Here is a 24401-nt window from a genome sequence, read left to right as displayed (position 1 = left end):
TCTAGTTTTTAATCACTTTTACTTTATATACTACTCCGTCTGTATTTTTCATACTAATAATGTAAACACCGGAAGTCAATTTGCTTAAATCTACTGATCGGGTTGTATTAGCTGCTAAAACGCCTTGTTTTACCTTTTGTCCCAGAATTGAATACACTTCATAATTTACGCTTCCGGTTCCTTCTGGCAATGTTAGGTTCACGATATTATTTGTAGGTATTGGGTATGCACTTACTTCTTTTGATTGATTTTTCGTTCCTAAACCCAAAGTACCCAAAGTACTAACAGCGCTCAATCCACCATATTCACTAACAGCTTGTACTGTGTAAACATAATTACCTCCTGCTGTTGCAGCAGTATCTTCATAAGCTGCATCAGTTGTAATTGCCAACACCTTGCCGTCTCTGCTTACAACATAACAAATCGCATATTGATTATCATCCCATTTCAGCGTGTTGTTACCAAGATTCAAAAGATTAGTTGGCGCTCCAATTTGTTCCACCACCAAACGAGGATCCCATTTGTCTGTACCGCTAAGGACATTCTCTATGGTGTATTGATCTGCCTGTGCTTTGGTCAAAATTGGATTATAACTTCCTGTCTGATTAACACCACTCACTGAAAACACATTGGTTCTGTTCGCAGTATTAACCGCTATTCCACTTCCATTTACACTATTGTATTCTGCAAAAAGTGCCGGTAAAGTTCCCATACTTGCCCAGCCTAATGTATTTGGCTCATTTACCATTGTAGTATTCAGATAAACAGCTCTTGGCGAATTTTGCCATGGACGGCCTAAATAATAACTGGTAGTTGCTGTAATGGTGTTATTGTTAAAAATATATCCGTATTTAATGTCTGCTGTATGATTTGGAGCTACTATATAACCACTTGCTACAGAAACCAGTTTACATTCTTCAAACCAATGTGTTCCTCCTCCGCAGATAAAATCTACATCACCTTCAATGGTTGATTTGTAATAAAAACTTCTGTTTCCGCCTGTAACCTGGGTATCCTGCTTGCTTCTTAATTTGATTCCGTTATACACATTTCGATCTCCGGCAGGGTTTAGTGCTGGTCTTTGGCCTGATGTTGTGATTCCGTCTTTGTGTTCTATTGTTATATTCTCCATATATAAATCATTGGCTTCAATAGAAAGCACCGCATTCTTGATTCCCCATCCCGGATTTCCCTGAAGTATTACCTTGTCTTTTGACTGGGCAATTAAGGATACATTATTTTTTCCTGAAGGAAGCTGCAGTACAATTCCCTGTGGATTTGTTCCATCACCACCCAAATTATAAGTTCCATTTGTAATCAGTACCAAAAATCTGCTTGATGAATTAGAAGGTGCTGCAGTAAATGCCTCTGCAATGGTTTTTACATATTTTCCTGAGGCTATTTGGTCAGCTGTTGCATTAGCATCAATAATTAAATTGAATACACGTTTTGCAGGAACCGGTTTTTCCATTGTTTTAAATGATAGAGAAACTGCTGCAGCATTATTACCCGAAAGATCTGTAACCAATCCTGCTGGCAGACTAAAAGTATATTGTGTATTATAGTCCAAACCGAAATAGCTGAATTTTACTGTTTTATTTACAAATTCTGCCGTTAAATTTTTTCCGTTAAGTGTTGCCAATCCTGTACCTAACTTCACTTTTTCATCGTAATTAAGGATAATATTTCCGCTGGCACCAGCCGTTGTTGAAGCATTCGCAGGAATTGAAGACAAAAGCACCGGAGCAATTGCATCCGAAACTAAAACTTCTTCTGCTTTGATTATCACATTAGACAATACTGTTGCAGTTACATCGGTTGCACTTCCGTGTTTTGGTCCGTTTACATTTGGAAACCATCTCAGATATATTTTTGCTTTTCCTTCTGCTTCAACCGGAAGTATTCCTCCGATTGGCGTAACTGAGCTTGTATTTATGGTTGTTAAGCCTGAAATATTCTGAAAAGTCACACCGTCAAGTGAATATTGAAAAGTCCATTCGTCACAGCCGTAATAATATCCAATAAGTCCAGAGGAAACATTAATATTTTTATATCCAACCGTTGAAAAAGAGGTACTAAAATAGAAGAAATCGCCTCTAACCGTATTCCAAACACAGAAACCATTTTTCCCGCCTCTGTTTTGCAGTCTCACATTTGGTGCAAAAACATTATCTGCAACATTATAAGCAGATAGCTCAGGTTTGTTTTCAACTTTAGAAAACAATTCGGCAATTCTTGGATTAGCATACTGATCGTTCTTGAAGGTCCAGCCTGCTATAAATGATGCGTTATCATAAGTTCCTGTGACAGATCTGTTTTCAGTCATTGTAACAGCAGTACTTAAAGCAGTTGATCCGTCTGACCAATTGTTGAATTTAATAATATCATTTTCGACCGCCGTAATCGTAACATTTGTGCCTGTTTCGTAAACAGAGAATGCACCATCTTTACCAGCAGGAGAAACCGTATATTCGCCCAAACCGAAAGCGCCTGCAACATTTACATTTAAGCTATAGGTATTTACTGCTGCATATTCTGCAACCAAATTAGCATTTGAAGTGATCGTAAAAGTATATGGATTTGCCGTTGAAACAGGAGTTCCGTTTCCATCTGTCCATCTAACAAAGTTATAACCAAAGTTTTTATTTGCGGTTACAGTAATGGCAGTTCCATCAACAAAACTAACTCCTCCGGGATTCGAAGAAACTGTACCCGATGCGGCAGGACTTACATTCGTAGTTAAACTATAAGTAATCGCACCCGGAATGGTAGTCACTTTTTCTAAATAATCTAAATTAAATAAGTAACCCGTATTGGTTGGATGCTTAAAAACCAGATATAAATCATGTGTTCCGGTTGTAGGTATAATTGTTGTTGAAAATTTTTTGTAATCGCTAAATCCGGTTGATCCGCTTACTGTTACAGTTCCAATTAAAGTTCCGGTTGCCGAACCCAATCGCAACTCAATCGTCCCTCCTGTTGCTCCGGCTGCCAAAATATTAAAGCTACTGTCGTATTGATTAAAAACATGTCCGGTAAAGCTAATCCAGGTATTATTTTTAATGTATCCAACATTTTTTCCTCCGGAGAGCGCGGCATTATTTTCTGCTTTTGCTCCTGAAGCTGTATTAAAAGTTTCGGCTTCAATTTTTTGAATTGTTTGCGAAAATCCCATTACTGAAAAGAGTATCAGTAACAAGAACATAAAGTAATGTTTTTTCATTTTATGGTTTGGTTTATAGTTAGTAACTTATCTTCCTGCTCCAATTTAATTTCGGAGAAAGGTGTATTCGTAATTTAATTCATTAGATTTTAATTAATTTGATGATACATTTAATCAGTTCGAGTAATCCCGCCCAAAAGCGGGATTGCATCGAGAACAGTAAACTATCAAAACGGTTCCCGATACATTTTTTCTTGTATATCGATTACAGAAAACACTCGAATTGATCTTTTTAATATTTTTATTATTATCCTGAGCTTAGAACTAATCACTAAGGACTAATTACTAAGGACTAATCACTAATTACTCAACAAGTTTTACCTCGTCTTTAATCGACTCCAGCACTTTTATATCTTCATCAAAAGCCATTTTCTGACCATTTTTCTTCAATGATATTTCTTTTGTGGAAGTACCTCCAACCCAAAACAATTGGTTTTCTCCGGCAGATTTAAAACTTCCGACATTTATATTCTGGCTGTTAGAAAGACTGATTGCTATACCCGGTTTATCAAGTCTTAGATCAATATTATCAAAATCAATTTTACTTCCATAATTGATTTGGATTCCTGCTTCTGATCGAATAACCATGTTTTTGAATTGCAGATTTTCAACAGGCATTTCAGGGATTCCCATGATTTTTAAAGCTTGTTTGGCACCGTTTACATAAATATTTTTGAAATACATATTTTTAAACGAAGGAGTCTCTTCTGAAACTGCCATTTTTTCAACTGTCATTTCGCCTGTTTCCGGATCTTCATCAATTGCTTTTCCAAAATAATACAGGTTGAAATTGATGGCATCTGTTGGAATATTGTTCATTTTTATATCTTCCATCCAAATGTTTTCAACCGCACCGCCACGACCTCTGACCGATTTAAAACGCAGACCGCAATCGGTACCATTAAACGTCAGGTTTTTGACAAATATATTTTTAACTCCGCCTGACATTTCACTTCCGATTACAAAACCACCATGCGCATGATAGACCACACAATCCGTAATTACAAATAATTCTGTCGGTTTTCCACGATCCCTACCTTCTTTATCTTTACCTGATTTGATACATATCGCGTCATCGCCAACATCAAAACGACAGTTTGTTACAGTACCAATTCTGCAGGATTCTAAGTCAAGACCATCTCCGTTTTGAGAATACCACGGATTACGAATGGTGAGATTACTTAAAGTAACATGCTCGCACATTAACGGATTGACATTCCACGCCGGAGAATTCTGAAAAGTAACGCCATCCAACAACAGTTTTTTACAATTCACAAGACTCACCATTACCGGGCGAAGTGCTTGTTTGTAAGGCTCCATATTTTCGACAGTAGCCGTTTTAGGAAGTTTATCTTTTTCTTCGTTGCCAATATAAGCTCCTTCTGAAGGGTACCAAATTTTACGGTCTTTAGACAATACTCCTCCGGATTTAACAAGTTCACTCCATTGTCCGGCAGTCATTTTGCCAATTTTAACCGGACGCCAAGCAGAACCGTTTCCATCAAAAATTCCTTCTCCTGTAATGGCAATATTTTCTAAACCAACTCCCATAATTGGAGATTCACAACGGATAACCTTATTCCCTTCAAAATAGGATTCTATCAGTTTGTATTGCTTCACATCGCTTGTAAAAGAAATAAAAGCACCATTTTTGGTATGCAGATTTACATTGCTTTGCATCTTTATCGGACCGGTAGTCCACATCCCTGAAGGAATCACAACAACACCTCCACCCGATTTTGAGCATTTATTGATAGCATCATTAATCGCTTTTGTACAAAGCTGTTCTGTGTTTGGAACAGCTCCGAAATCAACAATATTCAACGTGTCTTTTTTAAACTTTGGAAGCTGTACTTCCGGCATATTAAAAGGGAGTTTGCTTTCTGTGGAAACCTTGTTTTTTTGTTTGGATTTATTTTGAGCAATAATATCGTTACAGAAAATCAGGGAGAACATTACTAATCCGATAAGGGAAACTTCTTTAATTTTTATCATAATTAATTTTATGTTTTAATCGCTGCTATAATTTTTTTGAAGCAGAAAAATTGAATATTTTCAGGCGTGTAGTCCCGCTATTCGTTGCAATCTTGTAAGCCGAACCCCGGCTCACAAGGATTTCCACTGCTATCGGGGCTAAATGGAGATATTTTGTTTTTTTGCGGACAATCAAATTATTTTTTATCCAAAATCTTTTGCAATTCGATACCCGCCATAATAAACGGACCAACTGCTTTGGCATCATCATCCCTTATAGGTTCTGAAATATAATATTCAAATGAACCATCACGATCTTTAGGATTTTTTCCTCCTAATCCGGCAACAGCACAGCATTTTGAAATCGAAATAGTGCCGTCTGCATTTTCTTTGATGAACTGTTTTTGGATTCCGTTAAAACCAATCCTTGCCGATTTTAGAAACTTTAAACCTACATATCCTTTTCGATACGCCTTCGCAAACGAATAAACAAACATCGTTGAACAGGTTGATTCCAGATAATTGCCTTTACGCCCCGGCTGATCCATTACCTGCCACCATACCCCAGCATCTTTTTCCTGTGCTTTAAGGACAGCTGTAAATACTTTTTGGAGGATTTTTATCAAATCTTTTCGTTTGGGATGCTCTGCCGGAACAAAGTCCAGAATATCAACCAAGGCCATACAATACCAGCCCTGAGCGCGTCCCCATATGTGGGAAGAACGTCCTGTTTCCTTATTCGCCCAAAATTGTGCTTTCTTCTCATCATAGCCATGAAAATTCAGTCCGGTTTTTGAATCAAAAGTGTGTTTTTGAATGAGTTCTGCCTGCAAAATGGCATCATCAATGGACTTCGGAACATTAAAAACGGCTCCATATTCTGCAGAAAACGGATCTGCCATATAAACGCCATCCAGCCACATTTGCCAAGGGTAACTTTTCTTGTGCCAATAGCCTCCATCTGAGTTTCTTGGATGACCTTCTAACTGTTTGTGGAGTGTGTCCATTGCTTTTTTGTAGCGCTCCTCACCCGTTTTTTTATATATTTCAAAAAGAATTTTTCCGGAGTTTATCAAATCAAGACTATATTTTTCCAGTTCGTAACCTCCTAATATTTTTCCTTCCTTATCAATGAGCTGATCAGCATATAAAACTCCGTAATCCCAGTACTTTTGTTCCTTTGTATAATCATATAACTGTTGATTGGCAAGTGTTACCAATCCGTTTGTATAATTCCATTTAGGAAATTTTACACCATCCAGAAATACCGGATTTGGAGTACGTTTTTGATCGGAATCGGCCATTTTTTTAGCCCATTCAATTGGTGAAATTTGATTGTCCTTTGGTTTTAATTGCCCAAATGAAGCCAAGTGGTAAACCAGAATTGAGAGGACGTAATATTTAATTTTATTTATCATTTTTTATTTGAGTAAAGTATATTTATACTTTTAGAAATCAATGTCATCCTGAGCCCATTCGGCTTCGCTCAGGATAAACTAAGTCGAAGAGTTTTAAACGGAAAGGGCTTCGACTCCGCTCAGCCTGACAACTTTTTATTTTTATATTACTTATTTTCTTCTACTCTAAACCAATCGTAATCGGCATAACTGCTGTCACTAATAAGTTTCGTTCCTGTTGCAAACAATCCTATTTTTGCTCCTACCCAACGGCCTGCAACAAGTTTAAAAGGTTTGCCAAATGCTTTGAATGTCTTTCCATCAGTACTGTAATAAAAAGCCGCTTTTGAGTCAAAAGGCTCTTTGTTTTGTACCATTTCGACCTTAGTACGGAAATAAATTGTTTTTTGATCGATGGGTATTGACGCTACTTCTGTCTCAGTATTCTTAGAAGTACGGGCGTCATTCATTAATCGCTGTACTAATTTGAGTTTACCTTCAACATCTTGTTCAATAGCGATGTACGCATAATCTTCACCAAAAAGAATTAGCCCGGTACTGCATTGTTTTGCATCTGGATTGTTCTCAAAAGTGAGTTTTGAGGTGGCTGTAAAGTTTGCACCAGGTAATTTTTGTAATAATTGATTAGGCATCATCCACATAGTTTTTATAGTTTCGTCACGAGGAATACAATTTAAACGCATAAATCCGAGATTGGCAGATGACCATCCCCATTGTTGTCCGGGGTTTTGATTGGCCTGCCACTGCCATTGCAGTCCCAATTGATGTCCGTTGAATTCATCCGAAGAAACCAAAGGAGTTGCGGGAAAATTTTTGCCCACATTTGGCTTTGTGTATTCCATAACCGGTTCTCCAATGCCATCATTATTAGAATCTTTTCCCATTATTGGCCAGCCGTCTTTCCAGGTAACAGGCTGCAGATTGACAACTCGCCCATATGCCCAACGATCCTGAAAGTGTATAAACCATCCGTCTCCGTTTGGCGTTTCAACATATCCTCCCTGATGTGGGCCGTTCATTTTTGTATCTCCTTGGTGCAATACGATTTTAGATTCATAAGGTCCCCAGACATTTTTAGAACGCATAGCCAGTTGCCATCCCGGTTTTACACCTCCGGCAGGAGCCATTACCCAATAATAGCCATCTCTCTTGTACATTTTAGAACCTTCAACAGTGGTATGACCATTATGTCCGTCAAAGACCATCGCCGGATTACCAATTAATTTGGCTCCATCTGGCGCAAGTTCTGACAACATTAAAACAGTCTTTACAGCTGCACGGCTACCTGCAAATGCATAAGACAGATATGCTTTTCCATCTTCATCCCAAAACGGACAGGTATCGATGATTCCTTTTGCTTCTTTTACCAATATCGGCTCATCCCAAGTCCCTGCCGGGTCTTTGGTTTTAACCATATAAATTCCGAAATCAGGATCACCCCAATAAATATAATATTCGCCATTGTGATAACGAATTGAAGGTGCCCAGACACCATCGCCATGACGTACCGTGCGATAATGTTCTACAGGAAATTGATTTTGTAATGCGTATCCAATTAATTCCCAGTTTACCAGATCATTTGAATGCAGAATCGGAAGTCCCGGTGAACTGTTAAAGCTGGAAGCAGTCATATAATAACCGTCTTTGCCCGCACATACATCCGGATCTGAATAATCCACATGTAAAATAGGGTTTTTGTACTTTCCGTTTCCTAAATCGCCATTCCATCCCTGAGCATTTGCTCCTAATCCATAAACTGTCAGACCTATGGACAGTACTAATTGTTTTAATTTCATTTTAAAAAGTATTTAATCAACATGTTTTTACTAAAAAACATTTATAATAACAGGCACTGATTATCTCCGGACTAAAATGTCTGAGGTCTCAGCATTAGAAAAAACATGGTAGGAAAAAGAAGTATCCGGGGTTAGGATACTTCTTTTTTTAACTAAACAATTAACCAGCAGGTATTAAGGAAGCCATCTAAGATCGCCCACTTTGTTTGTAACAATTGGAGAATTTGAATCTTTGATTGTTAAATCTCCTGCTTTTGGATTTACGAATAAGTCCTGAGCACTTATTCCTAATGCGGTACCCTGAATACTCGAAGGTCCCAGCAGATAATTTGTAGTGGTATAATTATTACTGAATGAAGTTGTACTGCCTGCAGCAATTGACTGGATAACTTTACCACAAGCTGAGGCTAATAATACATTTTTGAAAACCAAAGTAGACCCTACAGCTGCCGGGAGATTAATCAACCCTCGGTTATAAGCATAATCATAAATAGACACATGGTCGTATTCTAAATAAATTGGATAAGTAGAGGTACCATAATCGAACAGGTTTTTAAAATTGTACGTATTATTGGTTGTCCCATAATAGTCTCTCATAAAAGTACAATTTTTGAAAATAGCTTCTTTAAAATTGTCAGCTCCGGCAGAACCCAAAACAAAGGTACCATAGGTTCCTGAATGACCTCCTACTTCATCCAGAGTACAATATTCCATCTTAAAGCTTCCTACTTCTTTGTATTTTCCGCTTCCCTGATGTCTCCAGAAACCGCGTTTAAAATTATTAAAGTCGCAGTTGTAAATGATAACCTCTCCAATTTTCCATGAAGTTCCGCTATTAAAGAAATAACTGGCATCAATAGTCTGATAAAAACGAATGTTTTCAAACTCTAATGAGGTTAAAAATGATCCTTCAGTAATATTCCAGTTTCCGTTCATCTCAATTTGAGGTTTTGCTCCTTCTGTACCACCTTTAAGTTTAAAACCTTTTGAAATCGTAAATGGTGTAATCTTGAATAACGACCCTGCTTCAAGGAAATATACTGTTCCTTCCGGAATTGTAGCGTCAGTATTGTTTTTTTTCAATAATGCATCTAAATCATCCCCTTTCATAACCAAAATCTGTCCTGGTGATGGTCCTGCTGAACGGAAACTTTCCTGATTGTATGGTCTGTCATAAACACGTGGCTTATTATTGTCGTAAACATTTACATTGTAGGCTGTACTTTTTTCAAGACCTTCAATTTTAGCCTGTCCAAGACTTATTTCTGCCTGAGTCAATTTACGTCCTATAGCCGGAATTTCCTTAGACTGTGCCGGTGCTACTGAAATACTGTCGACTGGATTAGCCGCATCGATTGTCCAGCTTACGGTCACTTCAGTTTCAGTAATATTTACTTTCTCTACAGGTTTCAATATTTGAGCATAAGTCGGGCGATCTTCTGTCAAAGCATTTGTATAAGCCCATTGCGAATTAAATTTAGCGTCATCACTATTAGCGCGAACCCTTATATAGAACTGCGTTTTATATGGTATATCATCCATTAAAATTTGCGTATCTGTAATAGTATACGATTTGAATAAACTGGAGTAGTAATTATCTAAATGCAATTCTACCGTATAGGAAACAGCATCATTTACTTTGTACCATACTACTGCAATAGAATTACTTTTAACCACAGGAGCAGTAAGTACAAACTTTGGCTGAAACAAATCTCCAACCTTAGCATAAGCAAAATCGTCTTGCTGGCAGGAGTTTAGCATTCCTCCAAACAAAATCATGCTGAGGAATGATAAAATATAAATAGCTCTTTTTGAATTTTTCATATGTAATTCAATTAATAGTTAAAACCATAATAATTCTGAATAGCCCCACGATGATCTGAAATCACTTTTGAAGGATAAGGACATAAATAACGCAATGGGTCATTTGGAGATTTAGTTGAAGCGTTATTGAAGTTTATGAAACCTCTAAAACTCCACTTAACCTCGTTGTTTGGTTCATAAGCCTGCGTATCGTTATTTAAGGCATACCATTTTGTGGCAAAAGTCGTTTCTGTATAACCTGCGGGTTTGGCTTGTAAAACCGGATCAATTCCTTTTATATCTAAAATTATTCTGCCTGCATTAATTGGGTCCGGAATCTCTTTCCAGTAAACGCTTCCCGGAACATTGTCAACACCCGGAACATACGCTCCATTGGCTACTTTGCCCCAGTTCACGAATTTGTTATATTGATTGTAAATTACTTCACTGTATTTATTCCAACGGGCTAAGTCAAATTTACGCTTGCTTTCTCCGCCAAGTTCCCAGGCACGTTCATCCATAATTGCCTGAAAAAACAGATCCGGATTTGATTTTGAGGAAACATAGCTATCTACTTTTGCTCCCCAGTCTGCCTGACTGAATGCTCTGCGGCGCACTCGTTTTAAACATTCCTGAGCATCCTGACGAGGACCAAATCGTTCGTTTACCGCTTCAGCATACATCAACAGTACATCTGCAAATCGCATCCAGGAGTAGTTGATACCTGTTCCTTTAGTACTTGTACCTCCTTGTGGGGCTGAGTAAAGTTTTGACCATTTTCCAACAGCCAGCTTAGCTAAATCCAGACGAATTACCTGTTTTAAATTGGCATCATACGAGTAAGGTGCGCAGGTAAGATCACGTCTCAAATCTTTACTGTCAAACGAGTACAAATAGGTTCCTGCTAAATTGAGACTTCCGGAAGCGCTTCCGTAAGGGTGAGTTCCTTCTATAATTGGAATACCAATAGCATAGCCATATTCGCCTGAGATAGATTTCAATAATGGCAATGAAAACATTACATCATCATTAACCGGAGTTACCCAATTGTTTTGCGTAATCCAAAAATTGCGATAACTTAATTTGAGGTCATGCTGTCCTTCATTAATTACTTTTCCTAAATACTGAATGGCAATATCATAATACAATTCATGATTTTCCCCACGAACCATATGACCAATACTGGCTGCATCACTATCCGGGCGTAAAGTCCATCCTCCGCGTGTAAGGGCAAGCAAACCAATCAAACCCTGATTGAAGCTTCTTGATGCACGTTCTGTACCATACTCTACTACGCTTGCATATTGCATTAATGGCTCTACCGATTTTAAATCGTCTATTAGAAATTCAAGAATTTTATTTCTGTCTGTAACTCCTACTCTAAAATCCTCATCACCTGTTGATGATTTAGTACGAAACACAACGTCTCCCCAGATTCGGATCATATCTAAATATATCATGGCACGGATTGTTTTAGCTTCTCCATACATTTGCGTAATTTTTGAAGGCTCAGTTTTGCTGGCTGTTTTATAAAGATCAGAACCTTCAATTCCTTCAATAACATCATTCGCAGCATTGATAATCTTGTACATGGCATTCCAGGTAGAATTAAGGGTTGTCCAATACGGTTTCGGTTCAAAACAGGCAATATCAGAGCCGTTAACATTAACTGCAGTAGTGCTTACCGCTGCCATCTCTACATCTGTATTCGGATTAAAAACAAAGGCAAGACGATTAGAATACGTATCATCAGTCAGCATAAGTGTATATACCCCTGCAAGTGCAGATTGTATTTCACTTTCAGAACTAAAAACTTCATCTCCGGTAAAACCGGTTGCCGGCTGTACGTCTAGATAATCATCACAAGCTGTAAAGCACAGTGCGAAACTAAATAGCATACTTAATAATATCTTTTTATTCATAATTTTAAATTTTGATTTAATTAAAATGATAACTGAGCTCCTAAAGTGTAGTTTCTTGTCCTTGGATATGCATTGTAATCAATGTTAGGTGTCAATCCTGTTGACAGATTAACTTCCGGATCATAGCCTGAGTAATTCGTCCAGACATATAAATTAGTACCGGTTACATACAAACGAACTCTGTTAAATATTAATTTTTTGGATACGTCTATTGGAATTGTATATCCTATAGAAAGTGTGTTTAATCGTAAAAAAGAACCATCTTCAACGGCATAAGACGAAGCAATAGGACGACCGATTGATGTTGGGCTCCACATAGTGGCATTTTTATTGAAATCTGCCAAAAGTGCCGGAGAGTAACGAAGATCATTCCCCATATCATCAAAGTTACGCCAACGGTTATCCATCGACACTTCCATTCCTAAGTTGTTTTGGTTGTTTTGATACCATGAAGTCATCATAACTTTGTTTGCGTTGAAAACATCAAACCCATATACAAAGTTGAAAAAAGTAGAGAAATCAAAATTTTTCCATACTGCATTCAGTCCAAAACCTCCTGAATATTTTGGGTTTGTATCCCCAATCACTTTTCTGTCATTCGCACCAATTACATACGTATTTGAATCTGATGCATCAACAGGTGTCAGTTTTTTAAATTTAGCATTTCCCGGACGCGGATCACCTGACAGGTTTTTGGAGTTTGCCACACCTTCTTTCAGTTTCCATGTTTTTGTTAATGGGTCAAATGAGTCGAAATCATCCATGGTGTAAAAACCATCATTAACAAAACCATAAATCAACCCTTTTGTACCGCCTACATAAGCACGATAATCGTCATCATTTAACAATTGTGTTCCTGCCCATCCTGAACTAAGGATCCATTCACTCTCTCCGGTTGAAAGTGCGTCAATTTTATTTTTATTATATCCAATATTGAAATTTACATCCAGATGAAAATCTTTTTTCTGAATCAGATTGGCATTAATTGCAAATTCAACCCCTTTGTTGGATGTCTGTCCCACATTGGTCATAATTTTACTAAAACCTGATGATCCGGGAATATCAGAAGGCACTAACAAATCTTTTACCGTGTTTTGGTAAAATTCGATATTACCGGTTAGACGTTCTTTAAAAAAGCCGAAATCAACACCTATATTGGCAGTATAAGTTGTCTCCCATTTCACGTTAGGATTGTTTAAATACGTTACACTCTTACCGCTCGGATTATAAAAGTTATAGTAGTAATGACTCTCCTCTCCCCAGCCTACTGATCTGTCTTGTGAAACACCATAATATTTGGCGTACAAATCGCCATCAATTCTATCATTACCCGAAACTCCGTAACTTAAACGTAATTTTAAATTTGAAACGGTTGTACTCTCTTTTAAGAATTTTTCATTTGATATTCTCCATGCAAATGCTCCGGCTGGAAATACTCCCCAGCGATTTGCAGGACCGAACTTTGTGGAACCGTCTGCACGAATTGTAAATGTTGCAAGGTATCTGTCGTCATAACCGTAATTTACACGACCGAAGAATGATGAAATTTTATTAGGCGAACCTTCTTTTGATGAGTTATTATAACCTTTTCCTAGGGCAAGATTATCCAATGCTTTCTCTGCTGTTATACTTTCAGGGAAATAACCCGTGTAATAAGTTTTACTGGCACTCCTCTGATCCTTCATTTCCTGCCCCACCATAGTTTGAAAATCATGAACATTATTGATTTTGAAGCTATAATTTAATACATTGTTCAATTGTGTACGAGGACTTTGAGTCATTTGCCAGCCCACTACCGGCAGACCTCCATTAGCATTTGCAGTACCGGTCTTTAAGCCCCAAAAACGGCCGTCTTCTTCATACTGGTATTCAAAACCGAATGAGCTGCGAAAAGTCAATCCTTTCATTAAATTCCAGGTCAATGCCCCCACTGTATTGAATGTACGTGCGGTACGCTCCCGATAATTTCTTTCGGCTTCCTGTATCGGATTGAAACGCGGAACAGGTTCATAATCTTCCGGATCAAAATAAGTATCATCATCAGGCAATGTCATATAATCCTGTAAACCCAGTGTTGGTGCCTGACGCAGTGCAGTAAGCAAATTAACCCCTTCTGTACCTGCTCCTTCAATTTTCTTGTTTATAAAGCGGGACTGGAATTCGAAAGTAAATTTATCAGACAGTTTTGTATTAAGCGTTAGGTTCATGTTGGTCTGCTTTAAACCAGTTCCTATTAATACTCCGGGCTGATCCTGATTGGTTAGCGAAAACTTGAATTTGGTTTTTTTATTACCTCCATTCATACTAAAATCAAGGTATTTAGTAATCGGGTTAGTACCAAAAATTTCGTCCTGCCAGTCTACTCCATGATCACCTTTATAAATATACATTTCATTCGCCTGTCCATAACGATTGTAAAAAGCAGTCGGATTTGAGGATCTTCCTTTTTCATACTCATATTGCATCATAACATATTCATACGGATCCATTACATCCAGACGGTTCGCTAAGGTTTTTATTTGCATATAACTGTTTATATTCACTGAAACCCTTCCTGCTTTAGGATTTTTTGTAGTAACCAAGATAACCCCGTTAGCACCACGGGCACCATAGATAGCAGTAGATGCAGCATCTTTTAATACCTCTACCGATTCGATGTCTGTTGGCGGAATATCATTTAAGGTAGCAACCTCAAACCCATCAACCAAAATTAAAGGTGCATTGTCCTGAGTAATAGAACCTCCTCCACGAACCCGTATCATTATCTCGGAACCAGGAGAACCATCTGCCGAAGTAATCTGAACACCCGGCAATTTACCTACCAGCGCTTCTGCTACGTTACTGGTTGGAACTTTTTCTAATACTGTTCCTTTGATACTGGATACGGCACCGGTCAGGTTTGCACGTTTTTGCGTACCGTAACCAATTACCACTACTTCATTCAATTCACTGGTCGATTCCTTCATCTCGATGTCAATTCCGGAGGTGCGCCCATTTAAAGGCACCGTTATATCTTCCATACCAATAAATTTAACCACCAAAACAGCCGTTTTAGGGTTCGTTACTTTGATGGAAAATTTTCCGTCAAAATCACTGGTGGTATTTGATTTTTCATTCTTTACAATAATTGTTGCGCCAGGAATCGAGCCCATTTTATCTCTCACCACCCCGGTCACAGTTTCCTGAGCATAACCGCCAATCGCAAAAAACAAGACGATTAACGTGCTCATGATATGTTTTTTTATCATCATAACTACTATATTTTATTTTGATTTAGATTTGTTTTCAAATCTGTTCATCATTGAATTTTATTTATCTGGTCTGTACAACTCCATTAATGGTCACTACATAATCTTTAATGATTGGTGTATCGGGATCATTAAGATTAAAATCGATATTAGTAACACCGTTTCCTAAAATTGGAAAAGAGCCTTCAATTTCTTTTGTTTTTACTACAACCAAATCGGCTGTCATAAATTCAATACGAATCGTAACATTATTCGCTGCTTCATCAGTCTGAAATACAATAAAATCATCTAAGTAGTTAATTCCTCCTGTGGTTGTTTTCTTTGATCTGGAAACGGTCATATCTCCTTTTACAAAGGTTTCATCGGAGACTTTGTATCCGTTACGTTTTACAGAAACAGTAGTTTTTATGACAGCATAACCTGGATCGGCTACGATGTCTTTTGACTTCAGGCGTAATGTCCCTGTTCTGGTAAGAATGTTCATGGTAAGCTTTTCCTCAAATGGTGTTCCATAAGGAACCACTGCCGATAAATTTACTTTTTGATCAGCATTGACTGACTGAGGAACAACAAAATCATTTAGATTAACCGGTAACGGAACCATTTCTACCGGAATATCAGATGCAATAAACTTGTAACTTCCTTTTTCAAGGGCAAAACGATAAAGCGAACTGTAGTTGCCAAAATAATCACCGTTATCTTTATAAATAAAAATAGGTCTTGTCGATATACCTACATTTATATTCCACGGATTACCATTCAGCTGAAGTGCATAATCTCTCACAACAGAGGGCTCGTATTTCATTTCATCACTAGAGCAGGAAGTCATGATAAAAAGAAATACGCCTACTCCGAGTATTAGTTTTTTTATGTTTTTCATATCCTATTATTTTAATTGAAACTGTTTATCTGCTAAATATTCGTCTGTTGAGACCAATACGCCAGTTAATAATAGAATGAGAGTCTGGTTTGTTTTCATAAGTTTTGGTTATTAATAGTTAGTTAAAAATTAGTTAAAGACTTTTGGTTTATGCAGCAAAACTAGAGATAGCGAGCTGGAAAATGGTGTAAATATTGCTTTTCGAGGAGGGTGAAATCACTAATTCGAGTAGTAATAATTGATGATTAGTCAATTAATTAGGATATTTTTTACATTGTACTAAAAAATAACCGCTAATAAAAAACAAACTCGCATTGTATTTAGCTAAAAACAAAGTTTGAAGCTTTAATAAATTTTACAAACCCGAGTTCTTTAGTAAGAAGATTTTGAATTGCCTCCTGCTTCAGCTGGAGGATTATGATTTGATGTAGTAAAGGCTTTAGCAAAAATAACGTAGCAGTTTCATTTGGCTAAAGCCAATAACCTTTGAAATTTATTTACCTCCAGCTGAAGCAGGAGGCAATTGATAGATTTTGTAAGATCCTTTTTGCGGATAATAGTCAATTAGTATTTAAAACAAACACTATAAATAAAAAAGAAAACTTCTGCATTTTAAAAATGGTAAGTGCAAAAATTTTCCTTTAAATCTGAGTTCGATTAATACAGCACAGAACTTGTTTGCAAATAAATTATATCAGTTATGTTCCTGCAAGGTCTTTTTGGAGACCTTGTAGGTATCTTATCATCAGTATGCATACCTACAAGGTTGAAAAAACCTTGCAGGATATCCAATAGATAACAAATTATTCAATAATCGAATTCAGGCTTTAAACTATTTCTGCATTTTATATTATTTATCAGCGATTCAAGCGACGGTATTCAGCCGGTGTATAATTAAATTTTGCCCTAAAACACTTTCCGAAATATTTCAGATCATTAAAACCAACTTCAAAACAAATTTCCTTGATCAGCAAATCTTCTTTTTTAATAAGTTCGGCTGCTTCATTCAAACGCATATCGCGAATAAATACTACCGGCGAAACTCCTGTAATACTTTTAAGTTTATTAAAGAAACTGGCACGCGACATGCACATCAATTTACCTAATTCATCAACTGAAAAATCTGATTTAGACATGTTTTCCTTTACCAGATTTATTACCTGTAACATGAATTTATGATCCTTTGTAGAAATTTGCAATGGCTCTTTTTCAGAAATTTCAGGAATTGTACCCGTAGAATATAACTGTTGAAGGCGTTGACGCTGTTCTAAAATATTTTTTACCCTTGCTTTTAAAAGACTTACATTGAAGGGTTTGGTTATATAATCATCAGCGCCGTATTCCATTCCGTCCAATTTACTTTCAATTGCTGTTTTTGCACTAAGCAGAATTATCGGAATGTGACTTGTCGCAAGGTTGTTTCGAATCAATTTAAGCATTTCTATCCCATCCATTTGTGGCATCATGATATCACTGATGATAAAATCAGGAGATAATTCTGCAGCTTTTAAATGCCCCTCTCCTCCATTTTCTGCTACATAAATAGTATACTCTTTTTCTAAAACAGAAACAATAAAGGCTCTTAATTCAGGATCGTCTTCTACAATCAAACCTACAGGATTTTGTTCTTCCTCTTCATCAAATGTCTCCAAAATGGACTCCTCTTCAAATTTGTGATCATTAACAAAATGCTCATCAGATTCGGATTCCTCAAATATAATATCCACATCCTCATTAAAATGTTTATATCCTTTTAAGAAACTAATTTGAAAACAGCTTCCTCTACCAGGAGTACTGTCTACTAAAACACCTGCTCCGTGTTTATCTGCCAAATCCCTGACAATAGAAAGCCCTATTCCAGTGCTTGGGTTATAGGGATTTTCATTGTAGTTTGAAAAACGTATAAACAATCGTTTTTGAAGTATCGGACTAATCCCCGGTCCGTTATCCATCACTTTTAGAAAAACTTCTTTTTCAGATTCTTCCACATATACCTGAACCAAATCTCCTTTTCGACAATATTTAAACGCATTTGAAAGCAGATTAACCAAAATCTTATCAAGACTATCCGGATCAGCCCAAACAACTGGTTTTGAATCACTAATATTTACCTCCAATTGTATGTTACGCTGAATACTCATTTCACTAAAATTTTCACTTATTTTAGTTGCAAACACTCCTAAATCTATCTCACTAACTGCAAGTTTCCTGTCCTGAATTCTTCTTAAATCTAAAATCTGATTTACCAGATTCAATAACTTATTGCTGTTTTTTTCAATAATTCGAAGCTGGCCTTTTACAGAATCTTTAATATCATCATCGGTAAGCATTACCTCCAAAGGTGCCGTGATCATGGTAAGAGGAGTCCGGATTTCATGCGAAATATCAGTAAAGAATTTTAATTTTAATTCCCCCATTTGTTTCTGCAATTTTACATCACTTCTCAGTTTTAATATGGTCAGGATCGCACGATTAACCACTAAAAATAAACCAATAGCCAATACCAGATAACAGAAATAAGCCAAATTAGTTCCCCAAACAGAAGGCCGAATCGTAATTTTAATCTGCCTCTGATTATCTGCCCATAGATTATGACCATTTGTAGAGGATATCAAAAGGGTATAATTTCCCCTTCCCAAATTCGTATAATTAATGGATTGCCCCCCTTTAAGATAATTCCATTGCTTATCAACTCCTTCGAGTTTGTAGCGATACACAATACTCTCGCTTTTAATGTAATCCAAGGCGGAAATTTGTACTCTGAAAAAATTCTGATCGTGTTGCAGCGTAACTTCTTCCAGTAAATCAGGATTTTTAGGCGTATCAGGATTTATTTCATGTAGTTCTTTATTATTAACCAAAAAACCGGATATTGCCAGGTAAGGCTTGAAATTGAAGGCTTTAATAGCTTCAGGTCTGAAATAAATAACTCCGTTTGAATACCCTACTGCAATTTCACCATTTGCAAGGCGGCATTTTGTTGCTTCTGAAAATATTTCTGTACCAATAAGTGATTTCAGTTCAGGAAACGTTTCGGCAGTATTTTTCTTGGAATCAAATCTAACCAACTGGTTGTCACTCATTAACCAAATATTCCCAACTTTATCCTCTTGCATTGCCACTACTCCTTCAACAGGAAAAGCAGTACTCTCGTTCCAAACTGACTTAATATTCAATTGCTCCTTTTTATACAAATCATTCAAAATCAATCCATTGCCATTGGTTGCAAGCGCTACCTTATTGTCATGGGTTATTAGAACATCTAAAATATCGTTGCCTGAAACCTGACGATATTCTTTAAACTGCAGTTTTTCTGCGGGTTTATTTTCTCCGGAAAAAGAGAATAATTTATGGGATGAAATAAAAAATAATTCATGCTTTTTATTTTCAACTATAGAACGAACTTTATCAGCTGTTTTTATCGGAAAGTTTTTTAGTTCGTTCCTGTAATTAATAAAACGGAATTCATCATTTGACTGACGAATGAGATTGATTCCTCCTCCCCAGGTAGCTATATAAATCTGACCTGATGACGCCTGAAAAATTTTATAAATATCATTTGAACTAATGCTGTATTTATTATTTTCATCATATTTATAATGAGTCACTTTGTAGTTAAAAAGCTGTCCTGTAGGGGCTAAACAAAATAATCCATTTCCACGGGTTCCAATCCACACCTTGTTTTTGGTATCCTGCATCATGCTGTAAATATCTGCTCCCCATCCCGGACCTGCCTGAGACAATTGTCCGTCAGATGCTAATACACCTATCTTGTTTTTTTTCGCATCAAACAAGGTGATTTTTTCAGTACGGCTTGCGGCCCAAATATTACCGCTTTTATCTGTCATCAGACTACGAACATTATGTTTATGACCGTTATTCGATGAATTGAGATTTAATATTGAAAAATTACTGTTATTAAAAGTGATCAGATCTAATCCCTGCTTGAAGGAACAAAACCAGAGGTTTCCTAATTTGTCGAACATTGCCTTATGCATCACATCAGACACTGTTTCTTTTGATTCTTTAATAGATTGGATAATCGAGGATAATTTGTTGTTTTTTTCGTCCCAATAAGCAAATGGTTCACTGTGTGACTGAATCCAGACCTTTCCGTCCGGTGAATTAAGCAGAAAACTTTTTCTTTCGATACCGGCAGAGGCCGGATCAGCTGAATCAACTTTCATATGTCTTAGTTTTCGGGTAACCAAATCAAATTGATACACACCTGCTCCTGCACCCTCAAACCAAAACTGACGCGAATGGCTTGATCCTAAATAATTAACATTCTTATCAGGAAAACCTGCCAATGTTTTACTATTGTAAACATCCAGTTTGCCCGTTTTTGTATCATAAATATAAAAGCCATTGCTGCGTGTTATTAGCAATACTTTGCTTTCGCCCACACTTTCTTCATTAATAATATCTTCGTTAATCCCCAGCTCAAAATCAAAAAAAGTACTTGATTTTTTAGTAAAGCGCGTAAGCTTTCCACGGGCTCCTCCAAACCATATATCCTCTTTGGTTTCCATGAAAGAAATAAACGAATAAGACTTTCCGGACTGTCCTTTCATATTTACAAAAAAATATTCGGGCCCTGTACCCAGCTTTTTTAGTCTGCAAATACCGTTATCTGTCAAAATCCAGGTTGTTCCCAATCTATCTTCAAAAACATCATGGACTTTACCACAATGTTTAGAAGGGTCTAAAGGAATTTTTCGAATTTTCTTATTCGTTTCGAAAACTGTCAGATAGTTTTTCTTTTCAGGAAACAACCACACTCTTCCGGAAGGCATAACTTTAAATTTTTGAAAAACATTATCAGAAGATATAACAGATTTTCCTTCAACAGGGTAATGAAAATTTAATTGATGCGTATCAAAATAATAAATATCATTTTTTTCAGACTGAATCCATATACGCCCGTTTTTATCAAACTTAAATTTAGCAACCCTGTTCGATAATAAATTCATGGTATTGTTTTGTTCTGCCTTAAATTTCTGAAAAGTATTCCCGTCATAACGTATTAAACCATTGAAAGTACCAAGCCAGATAAATCCCTTTTTGTCCTGCTGTATATCAAGGATACGCGACTGACTTAACTTCAGATCATGCGAAAAATGAGTAAGAATACCCGATGGCTGTGACATACAAAGACCACAAATCAAACAGAAAAAAACTATAATTATGTTTCGTTTCAGCATTTATCTTTTTATTACGTAATGCACAAAAATATCAAAATTCTTTTCCCAACCTAAGATTCACCCTGTCAGTAGCCAAATACCACCCTTTAAATAGTAATTTGTACCTACTCGATATAGTAAAACAAATTATTAAATTTTAACAATGAGCTTTATAACGTCCCTTAAATAGTAATTTATCCCAAGCCAAAAAATATAAACATCTAATTTTGCGAAAGAAAAGTAATTGATTGTTCAAAATTTTCGAAATTTATAAAATAATTACCCCACTAACTATAAACCAAAAACTTTCAAGAGAATTCCATGAGAAAAATATACCATCTTGTGTTTGTACTAAGCTTTCTGGCAGTAAACACTTTCGCACAGGAAAACTTTGCGTTTAAAAATCCAAATTTACCAACTGATCAGCGTGTTAATGATCTCGTGTCCAGAATGTCAATTGATGAAAAAATCAGTCAGTTAATGGATTCCTCTCCCGAGATTGAACGTCTTGGTGTACCTGAATATAATTGGTGGAACGAATCGCTGCATGGGGTTGCCCGTGCCGGATATGCAACCGTTTTTCCGCAATCTATTTCGATTGCATCCTCCTGGGACAGGCAATTAATTTTTGATGTAGCCAATGCTATTTCGGATGAGGCACGTGCCAAACATCACGAATATTTAAGAAGAGGACAGCACGGCATGTATCAGGGACTGACCTTCTGGTCACCAAATGTCAATATTTTTCGTGATCCACGATGGGGACGTGGACACGAAACTTATGGCGAAGACCCTTATCTTACTGGCCAGTTAGGCCTTAAATATGTTACGGGTCTTCAGGGTACTAATGATAAATACTTTAAGGTAATTGCAACCGCTAAACATTATGCAGTTCATTCTGGTCCGGAACCTTCCCGTCACCAGTTTAATGCAGAAACGAGTGATATCGATTTATATGAAACTTACCTTCCTGCTTTTCGAACTTTAGTAAAAGAAGGACATGTCTATTCCGTAATGGGCGCTTATAACCGTTTTAGAGGAGAATCAGCCAGTGCCAGTCCATTTTTATTCAATATACTGCGAAATGATTGGGGATTTAAGGGTTATATTGTATCAGACTGCGGGGCTGTAACCGACATCTGGAAATACCATAAAATTACCCGTGATGCTGCAACAGCCTCTGCCTTAGCTGTAAAACAAGGTTTGGATTTGGAGTGTGGAAGCTGTTACAAATCATTAAAAGAAGCTCTTGATCGCAAGTTACTAACCGAAGCTGATATTGACATTACCTTAAAACGTTTGTTTACAGCCCGGTTTAAATTAGGTATGTTTGATCCGGAGGAGATTGTGCCCTACGCTCAAATTCCTTATTCGGTAAACAACAACTCAGCCCATGACTGGTTGGCTCGTGTCGCTTCTCAAAAAAGTATCGTTCTTTTAAAAAACCAAAATAATACACTTCCTCTTTCTAAAGATATCAAAACGGTTGCCGTAATAGGGCCAAATGCCAATGATTTACAGTCATTATGGGGCAATTATAGCGGTATTCCAAGCAATCCTGTTACCGTGTTAAAAGGAATTCAAAACAAATTAGAGCCTCAGGCTAAGGTTTTATATGCAAAGGGAACCGATTTAGCGAAAGGAGTTCCGGAAATGAAAGTTATTCCTTCTGTTTATCTTCAAAATGAAAATAGTACACAAGGGCTGACAGCAGAATACTTTGACAATAAGGAATGGGAAGGAAAACCAATTTTTACCCGTATAGATGATAATGTTGACTTTCACTGGGACATAAATTCTCCAGATACCCGCATGAAAATGGGCAACTACAGTGTGAGATGGACTGGTTATATTGTAGCACCAAAAACGGGAGTTTACAATATTTCCGAATGGTCTAAACCTTTTATGACAGTGGAAATTGAAGGTGGAAAAAACACTGGTGGAAAAAACAATCACCACCCGCGCATCCGTTCGCAGAAAATTCAATTAGAAGCTGGGAAAAAATATAAAATCGAGGTTAAGTACCAAAACTTCTATGGTGATGCCATCGCACAGCTTTTATGGTCTGAACCTGAAGAAAACATACTACAGGAAGCAATTCAGACTGCGAATCAGGCAGATGCTGTGGTATTGGTTTTAGGATTAAACGAACGTCTGGAAGGCGAAGAAATGAAGGTTGAGGCAGAGGGTTTTGAGGGCGGAGACCGTACAAGTCTTAACTTACCGGCTAATCAGGAAGAGCTTATGAAAGCAATGATAACAACCGGAAAACCTGTCATTCTGGTTTTAATAAACGGAAGCGCACTTTCAATCAATTGGGCCAACGATAATGTGCCTGCAATTTTAACCGCAGGATATCCGGGACAGCAGGGCGGTAACGCAATTGCAGATGTGCTTTTTGGCGATTACAACCCGGCCGGAAGACTTCCGGTGACTTATTATAAATCGGTTGATCAGCTTCCTCCTTTTGAAAATTACGATATGAAAGGCCGTACGTATCGTTATTTTGATAAAAAACCGCTGTATCCTTTTGGATTTGGTTTAAGCTATACCAAATTCGAATACAACAATCTGAAATTCGCAGCAAGCCCATCTTCTGAAAAAGATTTTGAAGTATCTGTTGATGTAACGAATATCGGTGAACGTGATGGAGATGAAGTTGTCGAATTGTATTTAAAAGATGAAAAAGCCTCTACACCACGCCCGATATTGCAACTGGAAGGTTTTGAACGCATCAGCCTGAAAAAAGGAGAATCAAAAACGGTTCGTTTTACAATAACTCCCCGACAGTTGTCCCTAATAGATAAAAAAGGCCAGCGTATTGTTGAACCGGGGTGGTTTACAATATCGGTAGGCGGAAAACAACCTGATGGTTCTGACGACACACAAAAAGGCCGATTTCAAATTACCGGAAAAACAGTTTTACTGGAAAAATAATTTTTAGTTTAATACAT

10 protein-coding genes are annotated in these 24401 nt (G+C 37.2%); 1 reads left to right on the top strand and 9 read right to left on the bottom strand.

The window, feature by feature from the left end; translation table 11 throughout:
• Window position 1: 1 nt before the first annotated feature.
• The 9 genes from JE46_RS18835 to JE46_RS18795 all read right to left on the bottom strand — a co-directional run bounded on the left by JE46_RS18835 (window position 2) and on the right by JE46_RS18795 (window position 21414).
• Window positions 2-3223, bottom strand: coding sequence for a pectinesterase family protein (locus tag JE46_RS18835; RefSeq protein WP_083480907.1), 3222 nt, complete (start codon window positions 3221-3223; stop codon window positions 2-4).
• Between the two features lie 303 nt (window positions 3224-3526).
• Complete coding sequence (locus JE46_RS18830; RefSeq protein ID WP_031456832.1) at window positions 3527-5218, bottom strand: glycoside hydrolase family 28 protein; 1692 nt, start codon at window positions 5216-5218, stop codon at window positions 3527-3529.
• A 176-nt stretch (window positions 5219-5394) separates the two neighbouring features.
• Complete coding sequence (locus tag JE46_RS18825; RefSeq protein ID WP_035136835.1) at window positions 5395-6615, bottom strand: glycoside hydrolase family 88/105 protein; 1221 nt, start codon at window positions 6613-6615, stop codon at window positions 5395-5397.
• A 146-nt stretch (window positions 6616-6761) separates the two neighbouring features.
• Window positions 6762-8411, bottom strand: a complete 1650-nt coding sequence (locus tag JE46_RS18820) for a glycoside hydrolase family 43 protein (RefSeq protein WP_031456830.1) — start codon at window positions 8409-8411, stop codon at window positions 6762-6764.
• A gap of 174 nt (window positions 8412-8585) precedes the next feature.
• The gene (locus JE46_RS18815; RefSeq protein ID WP_031456829.1) at window positions 8586-10235 is read right to left on the bottom strand and encodes a DUF5123 domain-containing protein; all 1650 of its coding nucleotides are present in this window, start codon (window positions 10233-10235) and stop codon (window positions 8586-8588) included.
• 11 nt (window positions 10236-10246) lie between these two features.
• Window positions 10247-12136 (bottom strand): RagB/SusD family nutrient uptake outer membrane protein, encoded by a 1890-nt coding sequence (locus tag JE46_RS18810; protein ID WP_031456828.1) that lies wholly within the window; start codon window positions 12134-12136, stop codon window positions 10247-10249.
• Between the two features lie 20 nt (window positions 12137-12156).
• Entirely contained in the window at window positions 12157-15366 is a 3210-nt protein-coding gene (locus JE46_RS18805) for a SusC/RagA family TonB-linked outer membrane protein (protein ID WP_236010640.1), read from the bottom strand.
• An 82-nt stretch (window positions 15367-15448) separates the two neighbouring features.
• Window positions 15449-16264 carry a hypothetical protein gene (locus JE46_RS18800; RefSeq protein WP_051872928.1) on the bottom strand — a complete coding sequence of 272 codons (816 nt, stop codon included), beginning with the start codon at window positions 16262-16264 and terminating at the stop codon, window positions 15449-15451.
• An 857-nt stretch (window positions 16265-17121) separates the two neighbouring features.
• Window positions 17122-21414 (bottom strand): hybrid sensor histidine kinase/response regulator transcription factor, encoded by a 4293-nt coding sequence (locus JE46_RS18795; protein ID WP_031456826.1) that lies wholly within the window; start codon window positions 21412-21414, stop codon window positions 17122-17124.
• A 354-nt stretch (window positions 21415-21768) separates the two neighbouring features.
• On the opposite strand from JE46_RS18795, the gene JE46_RS18790 reads away from it, so the two are divergent.
• Complete coding sequence (locus JE46_RS18790; RefSeq protein ID WP_031456825.1) at window positions 21769-24384, top strand: glycoside hydrolase family 3 C-terminal domain-containing protein; 2616 nt, start codon at window positions 21769-21771, stop codon at window positions 24382-24384.
• Window positions 24385-24401: the final 17 nt, after the last annotated feature.

The organism is Flavobacterium chungangense LMG 26729 (assembly GCF_000735715.2).
Classification (GTDB): domain Bacteria; phylum Bacteroidota; class Bacteroidia; order Flavobacteriales; family Flavobacteriaceae; genus Flavobacterium; species Flavobacterium chungangense.
The sequence above is the reverse complement of the archived record's forward strand: the minus strand, read 5'-3'. Positions and strand labels throughout refer to the sequence as shown.